Source organism: Bacteroidetes bacterium GWF2_43_63 (assembly GCA_001769275.1).
Classification (GTDB): domain Bacteria; phylum Bacteroidota; class Bacteroidia; order Bacteroidales; family DTU049; genus GWF2-43-63.
Window position 1 is genome coordinate 39999 of the sequence record MEOQ01000001.1, and the last position, 15811, is coordinate 55809.

At 44.6% G+C, this 15811-nt stretch carries 9 protein-coding genes; 4 read left to right on the forward strand and 5 right to left on the reverse strand.

Features of this window, described 5'->3' with window-relative positions:
• Nucleotides 1–9: 9 nt before the first annotated feature.
• The 4 genes from A2W93_03695 to A2W93_03710 all read right to left on the reverse strand — a co-directional run bounded on the left by A2W93_03695 (nt 10) and on the right by A2W93_03710 (nt 6265).
• Nucleotides 10–4155 (reverse strand): hypothetical protein, encoded by a 4146-nt coding sequence (locus A2W93_03695; GenBank protein ID OFY56538.1) that lies wholly within the window; start codon nt 4153–4155, stop codon nt 10–12.
• 57 nt (nt 4156–4212) lie between these two features.
• Nucleotides 4213–4554, reverse strand: a complete 342-nt coding sequence (locus A2W93_03700) for a hypothetical protein (GenBank protein OFY56539.1) — start codon at nt 4552–4554, stop codon at nt 4213–4215.
• Between the two features lie 368 nt (nt 4555–4922).
• Complete coding sequence (locus A2W93_03705) at nt 4923–5417, reverse strand: hypothetical protein (GenBank protein OFY56540.1); 495 nt, start codon at nt 5415–5417, stop codon at nt 4923–4925.
• A 2-nt stretch (nt 5418–5419) separates the two neighbouring features.
• Nucleotides 5420–6265: a hypothetical protein gene (locus tag A2W93_03710; GenBank protein OFY56541.1), complete on the reverse strand. Its 846-nt coding sequence runs from the start codon at nt 6263–6265 to the stop codon at nt 5420–5422.
• 2 nt (nt 6266–6267) lie between these two features.
• Here A2W93_03710 and A2W93_03715 point away from each other — a divergent pair, with 2 nt between their 5' ends.
• The 4 genes from A2W93_03715 to A2W93_03730 all read left to right on the forward strand — a co-directional run bounded on the left by A2W93_03715 (nt 6268) and on the right by A2W93_03730 (nt 9483).
• On the forward strand, nt 6268–6687 hold the full coding sequence (locus A2W93_03715) for a hypothetical protein (GenBank protein OFY56542.1): 420 nt from the start codon (nt 6268–6270) through the stop codon (nt 6685–6687).
• 249 nt (nt 6688–6936) lie between these two features.
• Complete coding sequence (locus tag A2W93_03720) at nt 6937–8181, forward strand: MFS transporter (GenBank protein ID OFY56543.1); 1245 nt, start codon at nt 6937–6939, stop codon at nt 8179–8181.
• A gap of 136 nt (nt 8182–8317) precedes the next feature.
• Entirely contained in the window at nt 8318–8926 is a 609-nt protein-coding gene (locus tag A2W93_03725; protein OFY56544.1) for a hypothetical protein, read from the forward strand.
• Nucleotides 8920–9483, forward strand: a complete 564-nt coding sequence (locus tag A2W93_03730; GenBank protein OFY56545.1) for a hypothetical protein — start codon at nt 8920–8922, stop codon at nt 9481–9483. Before A2W93_03725 ends, A2W93_03730 begins: the two co-directional genes overlap by 7 nt.
• 214 nt (nt 9484–9697) lie before the next feature.
• On the opposite strand, the gene A2W93_03735 is transcribed toward A2W93_03730, so the two are convergent.
• Nucleotides 9698–15781, reverse strand: coding sequence for a hypothetical protein (locus tag A2W93_03735; GenBank protein OFY56546.1), 6084 nt, complete (start codon nt 15779–15781; stop codon nt 9698–9700).
• Nucleotides 15782–15811: the final 30 nt, after the last annotated feature.

Consider the following 15811-nt stretch of genomic DNA (forward strand, 5'->3'; position numbering starts at 1 on the left):
TTGCTTTGTTTATCTGATTAAAACAAAATTTCCTTGTCCGTTCACTGCTGTACCATCTCGCAAAGTTCCATCGAACCAATAGCTGTAGATGCCGCTTTCCGACATGGTTCCGTCAAAGTTGCCATCCCATCTTCCGTTTGGATCGGAGGTTTCATATACCAGATTTCCCCACTGATTATACACTTTCAGATTCAATGTTTCAAGACAGCGATTCATTACGCCAAACACATCGTTTTTCTGATCGTTGTTCGGACTGAATGCATTTGGAACGTAGATGCTGCCACAATCTCCGTCCACCATAACGATAACGGTATCGGTAGAAGTGCAACCATATTGGTTGGTTACAAGGAGTATATAGATTGTTGTATCGTCTGCACTGCAAATTGGATTGGCAATAGCTGGATCCGACAAATTATCAGAAGGCAACCACGAATATGTTCCACCACCGCTTCCGTTCAACTGAACAGTTGCACCTTCTTCAATGGTCGTGTCGATGCCAGCATTGGCAGTTGGATTTGGATTAACGATTACGGAAATGCTGTCAATATCTGAGCACCCGCCGTTGGTACCGGTAACAAGATAAGTGGCACTTGTTATTCCGCCAATAGTAATAGAAGAAGTTGCAGCTCCGGTGTTCCAGGCATAAGTGGTGGCGCCGGAAGCGGATAGTACGGTGGTTTCGTTTTCGCAAATTTCCGTATCACCATTGATATTAATATCAGGACTTTGATTTACAACCACTGTTGTATTGGAAGAATTTAAACAACCATTCAAGTCAGTTCCAACCACGGTGTAGGTACCTGCATGAGTAAGTTGTGCAGTTGTGATTTCAGGAGTCTGTGAACTGCTACTAAAACCTGCAGGTCCGGCCCAGTAATAATCTGATGCGCCAAGTGCTGAAAGCATTATACTCTCGCCAGTGCAATACGGGCCTCCGTTCGAACAGCTGACTGTGGGAAGAGAATTTACAGTTACCACAGACGAAGCCGTTGACGTGCATCCTCCCGTTCCTGAAACAACAACGGCATAGGTTCCCGAAATAGCCGGAGTTGCGGCTGTAATAGCTGGATTTGCGGCTGAAGAGTTGAATCCTGCGGGACCGCTCCATGCATACGAAATTCCACCAGTTGCTGTCAGGTTCACGGTCTCACCTGCACAATGTGGTCCATCGTTTATTGCAGATGCAACTGGAATGCTATTTACAACCACGTTGGTGGTTTCACTGTCTGTGCATCCATTGGCAGTGGTAACTATTACCGAATATGTTCCTGCGTGAAGAGTGGTTGATGAAGAAATCGTTGGATTAGCCAGTGAACTGCTGAATCCGTTGGGTCCCGACCATGAATAAGTTGTGCCACCGGTTGCATTCAGTTGAATGTTCTGGCCGGCACAATAGGAGCCGGTGTTCGATGCTGTTGCTGTTGCCTGTGGATACACATTTACATTGATTGCGGATGTCGCAGAATTAAATCCGTCTGAAACCGTGACGGAATAAATTGTGCTGCCAGAAGGAACGAGATACGGATTATCGTCGGTTGATGAAAAACCTGTTGGATTTGATGACCATGAATAGTTATAAGAACCGGATCCACCCGAAGCCAGCGCTGTGAGCGTTACTCCATTTCCGGAACAAACGCCTGGAGCATCAGTTTGTGCAATCACCGAAAGCGCACCGCCACTGACATTGACAGTTACCTGCGATGTTGACATGCAACCTGTAACCTGATCAGTTACTGTAAGCGTGAAAACAGTCGTTGTTGTCAGATTGGTTGTCTGAGGACTCAAAACATTTGGATTTACCAGCGATCCAGAAGGAGACCACGAATACATAAAACTGCCACTACCACCTGAAGCACTTCCCGTCAGGGTTGTGTTGGTTCCAAAAGGAATGGTTTGCGGACTTCCCGCATTTGCAGTGGGGTTTGAATTTATTGCAACGGTAGTGCTGGTGGTCGAACTACAGCCGGCTGCGTTTGTCACCGTAAGATTATAAGGGCCAGCATTGGTTGCAGTTGCATTGCTGATGGAAGGCGAGGCTGAAGAAGAGGTGAACCCGTTAGGCCCGGACCAGAGATACGAAGTTCCTCCGCTGCCAGTCAGGTTGACTGTTGTCCCGACGCATCGGGGTGAGTTTGATGAGGCCGCTGCTGTTGGAGCCTGATTCACATCAAGCGTGTAGTTCAGATATTGGCGGTATCCGCAAACACCGGTAACTTCAAGACTGTAGGTCATGGTAGTAGCCGGATTTACAGAAATATTCTGCGTGGTCTGTCCGCCCGGATACCAATGATAGGCCGTAGCGCCGGGTGGTCCGAAAAGAGTTGTTGTACTACCTGCGCAAATAGGATCCTGTGCTGCAGTTATATTTGGGAACTGAACACCCGATTCAGCGCTGATGGTATAGTTGCAGATATCGCCTGCAAACCCGTCAATCATCAGGTAATAATCGCTGCCGATGGTGAGTCCGCGTGCAGTAATTTCAAAATGAATTCCGCTTTCCTCAAAATTTGAAACAGGCGTAAAAGAAGCACAGGGGCTGCCTGCAGAGAACACCTGCATCTGAATACCTGCACCGGCATAACAATCATACACATCAACATTCAGCACGGCCGAATCATTTGAAGCGGTAAAACGGAGCCAGGAATTGTTGTTGATTTGCACGTCACAATTAGTTGCTCCGCTACCCCAAACACCACCTGCACCAAAAATGCCTCCCTGACAGGTTCCGGCTGTGTAAGTGTATAATGGCGGATTATTTGTTTCAGCATTTCCCCGCATGTTTCCTGGTCTGTCGGGTGTATAAGCTTCGCCGGTCGTTCCTTTGTACCCATTCAAGTCGCAGATGTAGAGCGCGGTTGAACAGGCATCGTTGGTTGGCGTTGTAATACAGAATCCAAAATCACCCGTTGTATTGCCGCTATAAGCCCAGTAACGCAGAAAAACGGTTGATCCGGGCGCAAGTCCTGATGCCAAAATAAATGGCCTCAGATCGTTTGCAGTCAGAGGATAATTATTGTCGTCGGAACAAGCAATCTGTGTGAGCGAGCTGCAGGAGCCGGAGTACAGCGCCATAACTGCATCGCTGAATCCATAACCTGGTTTCGCCATGATGCTTATTACCCCGGAAGAAGGCACTGTGATTGCAAACCAGACATCTTTTGGCTGAGGAGTGTTGCTGAATCCCCCTTGCATGGGGCTGCTGCCGCCCGCACAGGAAGCCGGAGTTGGCGCTGATAAGGTTGTTGTTGCATTCGTTGTGGTAAACGAAAGATAAGCGCATGAAGATGTCACCGGTGGAAGTTGAATAGCATCGCAGGGCTCATCGTTGGTGGGTGTCGGCGTTGGTGTACCGATGATGCAGATATTAAAAATACTACCTCCGTTGCCGGTGTAATAATCGTAAGTGCGGATGTAATAAGTTGTACCGGGAATCAATCCAACGGCACTGATGTTTTCGGCATCACCGCTGAAACCCTGATCAACACAATATAAACTGGTGAGAGTAGCACATGTTCCTGAAAACAATTCCAATACAAGATCTGCTGTTCCGGTCGGAGTAACCTGAATAGTTTGAACTGCATTTGTTGCAACAAAGCGATACCAGACATCATCATCTGCAGTTCCCGCACAACCCGTCTGTGACAGGGTTGCAGAGACCGTCGTTCCGGCAGTTGCAACACAGGTTGCGTTCACGTTAAGTAGGGTTGCATTGCTGCAATTATCGTTGGTCGGCGCCGGAGGTGCAGTAGTTATACACACCGTGAATGTGCCGGAACCAAAACCTGTGAAGTAATGATAAATTCTGATTTTATAAACAACTCCAATGGTAAGACCCGTTGCATAAATGGTTTCAGCTTCGCCCGTGAAACCCTGATCCATACAGTTCATAGATGTCAGAGTTGCACAGTCACCAGAAAAGAGTTGCAACACGGGATCCATTCCTGCAGAAGGGGTTACCGTAATAATGTGACTGGTTGCGGTTGCGGTGAAAGAGTACCATACATCATCGTCGGCGGTACCAACACAACCGGCAATGGTTTGTGTTGCTGTTGCAGTTGTACCCGCAACCGGACTTGAACAATTTAAGGTTATGGGAATGGCACTTGCAGCCGAACATCCGTCGCTCTGCGCCTGTGTTTCAACAGCTGAAAACATTAAAGCTGCGGACACAAACATCCCGAAAATGAATGTCATTTTCATGATATAAGTATTTTATAATTCTTTGAATTCGTTTGGTACAAGACCGGAATCAGCGATCAACCTTTTTACGTCGGCCGCATTCAATCCGTTATCCTGTTCACCGGCTTTTTTATACTCGGAGAAAGTAAAAGTCAGAAGCCCGGCTTTGGTATCATTTTTAAAAACAATTTTTACCTGAACAACGCCGCTGATGTTGTACATGCCGGCTTCTAATTTATCAAGCTGCTGTTGCGTTGCGTCTCCGGTGAAGCTGTATGAATATTTATTTGTTACAGGATTGTCCGAAGTTTGTGCTTGTGCAATGCCTGAGGTCACAAAAAAAATAAACAATGTGAATAAAAGTCCCCCTTTCATAATCACTTTTTTACAAATATACAAATTCTGATAACAAAATCAATTTGTACGTTAAATAAAATGATATTTACTACCAATGGCCAAATTGGTCGATAAATATTAACAAAAAATTTCAGTTCTTTTTCTTGAAGGATTTGTTAGAGGCTGTCTCAAAATTTATTCTTCAGAGCAAAAACAACATTCCACCGTCCGATGCGACGAAGGAGCTGAAGGACATGGAACCGTTGTTTTTGCTATTGTTACGACGGTTCCATGTTCCGGCTGAGCAGCATCTCTTGAAGAGTTCAAAACCCTTCGATGGATTTTTAACCGGCCGGAACGGTGGAATGTCGTAACAAACCGCTATTTTGAGACAGCCTATAATCCAATCATTGCTTCTCCAGATACCACACTTCTTTTTTGTTGTTGCCGTTATCAAGTCCGGCTGCGGTATTATCAAAAGTTGTCCACAGCATTTTTCTGCGGCCATCCCATTCAACTGAATAGGAAAAATAATAATACCAGGGGTAATTGTCAATCATAAACTCAATGCGGGTTACATCGTTGTCGGTTCCGCCCACATCAACGCTCCAGTAATAATCACCGGAACCGGTTCCGCCTGGCAGATTGATGTTTCCGGGATTGCAATACAAATCGTAATGATCGCGCTTTTTGTTCAGGCCTTCGTCAATCAACGTTACAGTGCCGGGATTGACATATGTTGTGTCCAGCACAAAATCATTTGATGCAGAATCAAAATAGGAGACTTCGGCTTTTGTGATATTCCAAACTCCATCCATGCGCGAAGCCATATTGTTGTCGGGTGAGCATGAAGCCAGCCACAGAAGCGCCAAAGCAAAGTGTATGTATAAATATTTTTTCATGATTAATTTCCGATTAAGAATGAAACACCGATACTGAAACGAAGTGCGGAAACATCAGGAAGCACGTAATACTGCTCTGGCAGCGTGTTTTGCGAAGCAATGATTTCGTTGTAGTGATTGTAATCCGTCGGAATAACATCGGTGCCGGGAACTGTATTTGAGCGACCATTATCTTTGTCGTGCAATTGAAAGCTCAGATAATTGGGCTGTTTAAACAATTTTTCTGCGCGAAGCTGAAGTCCGATCCCTTCAGCAATCGGAATCTGCGCCTTGAGTCCAAGAATTCCCGCTACGTACATTCCGGTGAATTGTCCGTTCAGAATCTGATTCAGACTGTAATTTATAGTGCCGTCGGCATATTCGCTGTACGAAATTAAATTGACGCGGCCCACCGTAAAGCCTGCCGTGGCCCATATCCCGGCGAAACCGTCGCCTCCAACACCCAGGTTGAACAGCATGTCGAAATAGCCCGTTCTGAGTTTAAATATGCGTGATTCGCCGGTTTTAAAAAACGCTTTTGTGGTTTCGCGAAAATTGTTGTAGGAAATATCCATTCCAACCGGACCATTCCCGAACGAAAGAGCAATGTATTTGCCGGTTGCGAAATTAAACGGCTTTAATTCCTGCGTTAACGCTTCGGAATGATAGCGATTGTACGAATCGGTAAAATATCCAAAGGTTGTGTAATTGATTTTCGAAAACACAGGACCTGCCGAAAATGCGACATACTGCGCATTTACAACAAGAACTCCAAATATCAAAAACACCGACAAAATGAATTTTTTCATAGGTATCGGATAAATAATTATTTTTGTTTGAAAACGTAAAAATATAAAATCCTGCGACAAAAATGAAAAGGATAAATAAATTATTGCTGTTGTTTTTTGTAATCATAATTACAATGCCTTCCTGCAACCGCTTCGAAGAAGGCTCTTTCAGTATGCGGTCGGTGAAAAGTCGCCTGAGCCGCATCTGGGTTTTGGAGAGCTATTACAAGGATGGCGTCGATCAGACTGAGTTGTGGAATACGCAATATCCACACTATAAAATTGAATACCGCGAAAACTTTACTTACGAAGTTTTTATAGGCAGCGATAGCACCTATTCATATGGAGTTTATTCACTCACGGAATGGTCAAAAAAAATTGTCAGAAAGCCCAATGCTGATCCCACAAGTGAAATTGTTCATGACATTTTGAAACTCAACACCGACGAGCTTTGGACCATAGTTGGAACCGAGGAATTTCATTTTGTGGAGGAGAAAGAATAGTGGAAAGTTGAAAGTTTATAAAATTGGCGTGAAAGCATGCAGCATGCGGTCCATGGCACAATGCACAACGCACAATGCATCATGTGCCGACATTGTCACGTTTTACGTGAAGGCATCAAAGAAAGCTGCGCAGCACCATCCGATAGTCCTCCGCCTCCAGCGGAGTAAACTCCAAAGGCGGATCATGAACGAAGTTCCACACTTTCAAATTAGCACATTATCAAATTTTCAAATTGGTACATTATCATCATGTCAGCACAATTTCAAAAAGACTCCCAATATTTCAAATTCTGCAGCTATGGATTTTTGAAAAATCTGCGGTTTTTCGATCCGTTTATATTTTTGTTTTTTCTTGATAAAGGACTTACATTTTTCGAAATCGGTCTTCTGATCTCGTTTCGCGAAGTGATGGTGTATATAATGGAAATTCCTGCCGGTATTATTGCCGATGTACTTGGCCGGCGAAAAGTGATGATTTTTGCTTTCATTGCCTACATCATTTCCTTTTCGATTTTCTTTTTTGCCAACGCGTTCTGGATGTTCATGCTGTCGTTTATTTTCTATGGCTTCGGCGATGCATTCCGTCAGGGAACACACAAAAGCATGATCATTGATTACCTCCGACTGAAAGGATGGAAAGATCAGAAAACCGCTTACTACGGACATACGCGCTCGTGGTCGCAGATTGGCTCTGCTGTTTCATCGCTCATAGCTGCAGTGATTGTTATTTTCACGGGCGATTATCAAAGTGTTTTTATTTTCAGCACCATTCCCTATTTTCTGAATCTGATCATGATGACCACCTATCCAAAAGAACTGGATGGTGCGATTGTACGACACAATGGAAATGATCTGAAAGAAAATTTTCGTCAGGTGATACGCGATCTTATTACCACTTTTAAAAATCCTGCCGTGTTGAAAGCCGTCGGAAACCTGAGCTTTTACAGTGGTTTCTACAAGGCAACGAAAGATTATCTTCAACCGCTTCTGCAAACCATTGCCGTGTCGATGCCCTTGTTTCTGATGTTGCAGGAAAAGCAACGATCGGCCATTCTGATTGGTTTAATTTTCTTTTTTATTCATCTGGTCACTGCCTTTGCATCGCGCAGTGCAGGCCGTTTTGCGAAAATATTCAACAATGTTGCTGCACCACTAAACATTACATTGATTTCCGGTTTTCTGTTTGGTCTTATTGCTGGAATCTGCTATTCATACGAATGGTTCATCGCTTCAGCAGCGCTTTTTGTGATTATCTATGCAGTTGAGAATTTGCGAAAACCAATTGGAATTAGCTATCTGACCGATAAAATTGATCCGACGGTGCTGAGTAGTTCGCTATCGTTTCAGTCTTTAGCCGAAACAATTATTGCAGCTGGAATTGCGCCCGCCATTGGATGGGTTGCCGATCGTTACAGTATTGGCTGGGGACTGATCGCCGTTTCTGCATTCATGCTGATTCCGGCGTTGCTGGTGAGGATAAAGGTGAAGGCGTAAACCGCCGCAGGCACCCGACAGCTTGTCCGCCCACTGGCGGAATTCCATGTCAGCAAGTCCGCATTCATAATCCTTTCTGGCTGACGATAAAATGTCGGGTAGCAATATTTCGCCAATCGCATTCGTTTTAAATTACATGAGATCCTCCAATCTTCTTTTACTTTTGTTTTGTCTGTCCACCGCAGGCGTCAGTGCGCAAAGCGATAGCCTGACGTCTGCAGGGCAGATTTCGGTTGGAGTGCGGAGCAGTTGGGGATTGGTGTATGAACACGATTGGAACCGCGCTGCATTTGGTTCCGGCGCACAATTTCGTTTAAGGTTTTCAGAAAAAGTAAATTCAGATTGGTTCATCGATTATCTGCAGGGAGATCTGGGCGATATCGCAAAAAGAACCGACGTTCATATCGGCTGGAGTGTGTTATATTATCCGCTGAACAAGAATACAAAACTGCAGCCCTATCTTTTGGCCGGACATTGTTTTGAATTGCTCCGGATTTCGGAAAACACAAACGATGATAATTTTGTAACGCGCAAAAGCGCATCTGTACAGGCCGGAGCGGGTGTGCACCTGCACCTGACGCCTAAAGCCGATATTTCATTTGTCACCCAATATATGATTCACTTCGGAACCAATATAGAAGTTTTGGATAATCCGGTTGAGTTTTATAAGCCCGGCGGAATTGCTCTTCAGGATCATGTGCTCTTGCATTTTTCACTCAATTATCAGATTGCAGATTTATGGTAACCCGAATACTAACCATATTGATTTCTTTCGCAGTTGTTATTCTACAGAATGCCTCAGCACAGAATTCCTCCGCCGGATTGCTTAGGTTCAACGCCGGACTGGCACAAGGTTTCATGCTGACCCACGAAAGTCGCCCATTGTTTGTGGATGGCTTTGCAGAATATTTTTTAGATGATAAAATCAGCATCAAAGGTTCATGCACACAGCTGATAGCCGACCGAATAGAAGACGGTATGCTGAAAAGTTATACGGGCGTTTCGTTCGGAATGGCCTGGCATGCAGGAAATGAATTGAATGACTTTTCAATCGCCATGCAGCCGGGGGTAGTGTATCAATGTCCGGGTCTGATATTCATTAACTATGTTCCGGAACCGAAACTCGCACCGTCTCTTATGTTCACGGCCACATACTCCTTGTTTTTTTCGGATCCTTTTCACTTTTATATTTCTGTGTCCGAATCCAATTCATTCTATCGCGGCGCTCCCAACGGAAACATCAATACCTCGTGGTTCAGCATCACAGGCGGGCTTGGATGGCACCTAAGATTTAAGAAATAAGATTTGAGATATGTGATTTTTGATCTGAAGGAGGAAGTAAACATCGAATCAAGAACACTAAACAAGGAAGTAAGAAGTGAATACCGGATCACGAACACTGAACAAAGAACAAGGAAGGATGAAGTAGGAAGTGAATACCGAATCATGAACACAGAAACTCGAAGCTTATTTTTACTTCAAATTTCGATGTTCAGTGTTCGATGTTCAGAGTTCATTACCGTTCCACCACAACCCGCTTCAACACATAACCTTCAGCGTTTTCAATTTTCAGCATATACACGCCCGGCGCAACGGAATTCAGATCAAACTGAACTGTTTTCTGTGCAGAAATTTGTTCTTTTTGAATGATTTGTCCGAGTGCATCGATGAATGAAAGCGTATAATCATCTTCGGCGGGGAAGGTGATGGTGAGCTGGCCGGAGGTTGGATTGGGGAAGATACTGATGTTGCCGTCGTTTAATGATTCAATGCCTGCGCAATCATCAACCACAATATTGACCGATGCACTGTTTTGGCATCCGTTGGTGTCAGTATAAGTGTATTCTACTGGCCATGTGCCGATGCCGGCTGCGGCAGGATCGAATATGTTTCCACTCATGCCCTGGCCGCTGAAGGTGCCGCCTGCAGGATTTGCGATGAGAGAAGCTGAAGGATTGTAGATGCAAAAAACACTGTCAGTAATATTGATTTCTACAACAGGCAATGGTTGTACAATTAAATTCAGTACATGCACAGAGTCGCATCCATATTGGGTTTGCAAGCTGTCATAATAAATTCCGGAGGTGGAATAGTTGTTACCATGCCATGAAAATACGTCGCCTGTACAAATGTCTGTGTCGTCTGTGATAACAAAATCAGGATGAACAATCAGGTCAAGAACATACAAGCTGTCACAACCGGTCTGTGCCTGCAGCGAATCATAAAATATTCCCGAAGTATTATAATTGTTTCCGCGCCAGAAATATGTTCCACCATCGCAGATTTCAGCATATTCAGTGAACTCGTATGCCTGTTTTACATTCAGATTGAGAATGTAGATGCTGTCGCATCCGTGTGCAGTAAGCAAGCTGTCATAGTAGGTCCCTGAGATATTGAAAGGATTGCCGCGCCAGAAATAATTTTCGTTGCTGCAGATTTCGGCATTTTCCGAGAATTCAAAAGTTGGGTTTACAATGAGGTGAAGCACGTGTATGCTGTCGCAGCCATATGTGGTGCTCAGGCTGTCATAGTAAGTGCCGGTACTGGTGTAGGTGTTTCCGTGCCAGAAGTAATTCTCATTGTCACACACTTCGACTTCGCTCAGTATCACATAGGTTGGGTGCACGATCAGATTGAGAATGAAAACACTGTCGCATCCGTTTTGTGTAGTCAGACTGTCATAATAAATTCCAGTTGTGTCAAGTGTAAATCCTCGCCACGAGTAGGTTTCGTCGTCGCATATTTCGACTTCGCTCAGTGTGACATAGGTCGGGTGTACAATTAGATTGAGAATATAAATGCTGTCGCAGCCATTAACCGAATTCAGATTTTCGTAATAAGTTCCGGCGTTGAAATATGTATTTCCTCTCCACAAGTAGCTTTCGTTATCACAAATCTCGACATTCAATACAAATTCATAAGTTGGGTGGACTTTCAGGTCGAGTACATAAACGCTGTCGCATCCAAAAGCCGCGTTCAGACTGTCATAATAAATGCCCGTATTTTGATATAAATTTCCGCGCCAAAGGAAGTTTTCGTTATCACAAATTTCGGCATGCTGAACAAACTCAAACGTTGGGTGAACCAACAGGGCGAGAATATAGACGCTGTCGCATCCATGAACTGTTGTGAGACTGTCATAATATACGCCGGTGTTGGATAAAATGTTCCCGCGCCAGATGTAGGTTTCGTTGTCGCAAATATGGACAATTTGAGGAATTTCATAGGTCGGATGTACTACGAGATTCAGAACAAAAGTGCTGTCGCATCCGAAAGCTGTGTTTAAATAATCATAGTAGGTTCCTGCGCTGGCGTACGTATTCCCGCGCCAGGTGTAGCTTTCGTGTTTGCATATTTCAGCATTGTGAATGGTTTCGTAATTTGGATGTACGAGCAGATTCAGAATATAAACACTGTCGCAACCGTAGATTGTGAGCAGACTATCATAGTATGTGCCGGTATCGTAAAGCGATTTCCCGCGCCAGGTGTAAACATCATTATCGCATATTTCAGCAGATTGCGGAAATTCAAAAGTCGGATGCACTATGATGTGAAGGATGAAAACGCTGTCACAGCCATGTATTGACGTCAGGCTGTCGCGGTATGTTCCAGCATTATAATATGTATTGCCGCGCCAGAAATAGCTTTCATTATCGCATATTTCAGCAGATTGCGAATATTCAAAAGTCGGATGCACGATCAGATGCAGCACAAAAACGCTGTCGCATCCATATATGGTGTTCAGACTGTCGTAGTAAGCTCCTGCGTCAAAGTATGTATTACCGCGCCAGGTGTAGCTTTGATTGTCGCACACTTCGGCTTCACTAGGTATGACAAAGGTCGGATGTACGATCAAATGCAGAACAAAAACACTGTCGCATCCATACATTGAATTCAGGCTATCGTAGTATATTCCTGCGTCAAAGTATGTTTCGCCTCGCCAGGTGTAGCTTTCATTATCGCACACTTCGACTTCGCTCAGTGTGACATAGGTCGGGTGCACAATCAGATTGAGAATAAAAACACTGTCGCATCCATACATTGAATTCAGGCTATCGTAGTATATTCCTGCGTCAAAGTATGTTTCGCCTCGCCAGGTATAGCTTTCGTTATCGCATATTTCGACTTCGATCGGTGTGACATAGGTCGGATGCACGATCAGATGCAGCACAAAAATGCTGTCGCATCCATATATGGTGTTCAGACTGTCGTAGTAAGTTCCGGCGTCAAAGTATGTATTACCGCGCCAGGTGTAGCTTTGATTGTCGCACACTTCGGCTTCGCTCGGTATGATAAAGGTGGGATGTACGATCAAATGCAGAACAAAAACGCTGTCGCATCCATATACGGTGTTCAGACTATCGTAGTAAGTTCCGGCGGCAAAGTATGTGTTGCCGCGCCAGGTGTAGCTTTCATTATCGCACACTTCGACTTCGCTCAGTGTGACATAGGTCGGATGAACAATCAGATTGAGAATAAAAACACTGTCGCATCCATACATTGAATTCAGGCTATCGTAGTAAGTTCCTGCGTCAAAGTATGTTTCGCCGCGCCAGGTATAGCTTTCATTATCGCAAATTTCGACTTCGATCGGTGTGACATAGGTCGGATGCACGATCAGATTCAGAACAAAAACGCTGTCGCATCCATATACGGTGTTCAAGTTATCGTAGTAAGTTCCGGCGTCAAAGTATGTATTACCGCGCCAGGTATAGCTTTGATTGTCGCACACTTCGGCTTCGCTCAAAGTGACATAGGTCGGGTGCTCTATCAGGTGCAGAATATAAACACTGTCGCATCCATAAATCGTGTTTAAACTATCGTAATATGTTCCGGCATCGAAATAGGTTTTACCGCGCCATGAGAAACTTTCGTTGTCGCACATTTCTGCATAATTATCAAATTCAAATGTTGGGTGAACAATGAGATTAAGCACGTAAACGCTATCGCATCCGTACTGGGTGATCAGGCTGTCATAATAGGTTCCGGCAAGTGTGTAGTTGTCTCCTCTCCAAAACAAGCTTTCATTGTCGCATGTCTCCTTGTTTTCGGTAATCTCATAGTGAGGTCTTACATGTAGAATTGCAGTGTTGGAAATTACGACTGATTCAGGACAGGTTGATGTAATGATGCACCTGTATAAATAATTATTCATACTCGCCGGGACCGCATTCAAATGTAGAGAATCTGTCTGCGAACCAGAGTACATAGAATTGTCCGAGATGTTTACAAAGCCTGCGCCTGGGTTGACCTGCCATTGGTAGGTGAGCCAGTTGCCGGTTGCGAAAGATTTGAAAAAAGTGTTTTCGCCGAGACAAACAGATGCGTCACTGACGGGTCGTACAAACTCCGGAGCATTACAAACTTCAACGAGTTTTGTATAATAAGGATTTTTACCCTTATCGGCATCAAAATCAAATTTCTTCACCAGCAGTCCGGTGGCCGGATCAAATTCAAATAAAACACCAAGGTTGTTGACACCACCGTCTTTTGTCACGCCATACAGTTTGCCTCCCGAGGATTCCAATAATGTTCCTTCCGGATCATTTCCGTTGGCAATACCTGTAAAATCTATTTTTTTTGTAAAAACGGAATTAACCGGATCAAATTCAAAGAGTACGCCCATGTTGCTCACACCGCCATTGGAAGTGAGCCCGTAAAGCATTCCATTCGATGCCAGCGTCAGCGATCCGTAGGGATTGGCTCCGTTGGTGACTCCTGCAAAATCAACTTTATTGGTGAAGGTGTTTGATGTGATATCGTATTCAAAAAGAACGCCCATGTCGTTTAATCCTCCGCTGTAGGTCATGGCATAGAGTTTTCCGTTGCCGGCCATAACAAAATCGCCATATGGATTGGCCCCGGTTGCCAGGCCGTCAAACGAATGTTTTAAAGAAAAGAGGTCGCTGTTATAATTGTATTGAAAGATAATACCAAGGTCATTAATCCCGCCAAAGGATGTCATGCCGTATAAGTCTCCGGTGCTGGTTTCTATAAGTGAGCCGTAAGGATAACTCCCGGTCAGGGCGCTGTCGAGATGCCTTTTGACAATGTTGATTCCTGTCGCGGGATCAAATTCATACAAGGTCCCTTTGTCGTTGATGCCGCCACTATAGGTCATTCCATACAGTTTCCCATTCGCTGCTTCGGACATGTTGCCGACCGGAAAACCTCCGTTTGTTGCATTGTCGTAGTCGAGCACTTTTGTGAAGACATTTCCGATTGGATTAATATTGAAAATTACGCCGAATTCGTTTTGTCCTCCATAGGTCGTATTTCCGTAAAGCATATTATCAGCGGTGTAGATAAGCGATCCGTACGGATACGCGCCGTTTACGGTTATTGCAAAATCAATTTTTTTTGCAAACGAATTTGTTGTGCAATCATACTCAAACAAGACGCCGTTGTTGTTGGGACCCCCGGAGTTTGTTACGCCGTATTGTTTCCCATCGGAAGCGGTCATTAATGATCCAAAGGGGGCGCTTCCCATTGTCAATCCGTCGAAATCCTGTTTGCGGGTCAGGATGCCGGATGTGGGGTCAAAATCAAAGATTACACCTTTGTCGTTGGTTCCTCCACCCGAAGTCATACCCGTTAAAACCCCACATGCATTAATCAGTGTTCCATATGGGGACCTGCCGTTTAATGGTCCGTCAAAATCAATTTTCTTTGTAAAAACAGAAGTGACCGGATTGTATTCAAACAACACTCCGAGGTTGAGGGTGCCTCCCTGGGCAGTCATTCCGTACAACATTCCATTTGAATACTCTGTGAGCGATCCATATGGTCCCCGACCGTTGGCTGCACCTGTGAAATCAATTTTTTTGAGAACTGTTCCGGTGCTGATATTATATTCAAAAAGAACACCCAGACTGGATGTTCCTCCGCGGAAAGTCATTCCATAAAGCAACCCATTTGAAGCTTGCATCAGTGTTCCGTAAGGATTTTTGCCAGTGACTGTACCGTCAAAATCCCATTTTTTTATCAGAATACCCGTAGCCGGATTGAATTCAAACAACACCCCGGAGTTGCTTGCACCACCACCTGAGGTCAGACCGTAAAGCAAGCCATTCGAAGCCAACATCAGAGATCCAAATGGATTACGCCCGGTTGTTGCCGAAACCAAGTCAATTTTTTTGACAAAAACGCTGTTTATGGGATCGTATTCGAATAGCACGCCCGCGTTGCTTGCTCCACCACTCTGTGTCATACCGTATAATTTTCCGTTTGGAGCCAGGGTGAGTGATCCGTAGGGATTTCTACCATCCGTGGTGCCGTTGAATATCACCATTGGGGTAAATATCCCGGTGGTATTATCGAATTCGTACAACACCCCAGCGTCGTTTGGGCCACCGCCGAAAGTCATTCCATAGAGCTTCCCGTTTGTGGCTTCACAGAGCTGACTGTATAATGGATTTCTTCCAGGCAGGTTTATAAAGTTGTATGCAACCTGAAGCGAATCACCGTAACCATTTGTTTTGAAAACAACACCTCCTCCATTGCCACCGGCATAGGTCATGCCCCAGAAAGAACTCTGATATTGAGCGTGGCTGTTGAAAACAAGAAAGAGGAACGCCAGTGCAGTATATAATTTTCTCATAGGCCTGGATTTTGTAATAAACCTGTTAAT

Excerpts from the sequence above, each read along its gene's own strand:
- A2W93_03730 (OFY56545.1), top strand. The coding sequence starts at position 8,920 with ATGGTAACCCGAATACTAACCATATTGATTTCTTTCGCAGTTGTTATT.
- A2W93_03700 (OFY56539.1), bottom strand. The coding sequence starts at position 4,554 with ATGAAAGGGGGACTTTTATTCACATTGTTTATTTTTTTTGTGACCTCA.
- A2W93_03735 (OFY56546.1), bottom strand. The coding sequence starts at position 15,781 with ATGAGAAAATTATATACTGCACTGGCGTTCCTCTTTCTTGTTTTCAAC.
- A2W93_03720 (OFY56543.1), top strand. The coding sequence starts at position 6,937 with ATGTCAGCACAATTTCAAAAAGACTCCCAATATTTCAAATTCTGCAGC.
- A2W93_03705 (OFY56540.1), bottom strand. The coding sequence starts at position 5,417 with ATGAAAAAATATTTATACATACACTTTGCTTTGGCGCTTCTGTGGCTG.
- A2W93_03725 (OFY56544.1), top strand. The coding sequence starts at position 8,318 with ATGAGATCCTCCAATCTTCTTTTACTTTTGTTTTGTCTGTCCACCGCA.
- A2W93_03695 (OFY56538.1), bottom strand. The coding sequence starts at position 4,155 with ATGTTTTCAGCTGTTGAAACACAGGCGCAGAGCGACGGATGTTCGGCT.
- A2W93_03715 (OFY56542.1), top strand. The coding sequence starts at position 6,268 with ATGAAAAGGATAAATAAATTATTGCTGTTGTTTTTTGTAATCATAATT.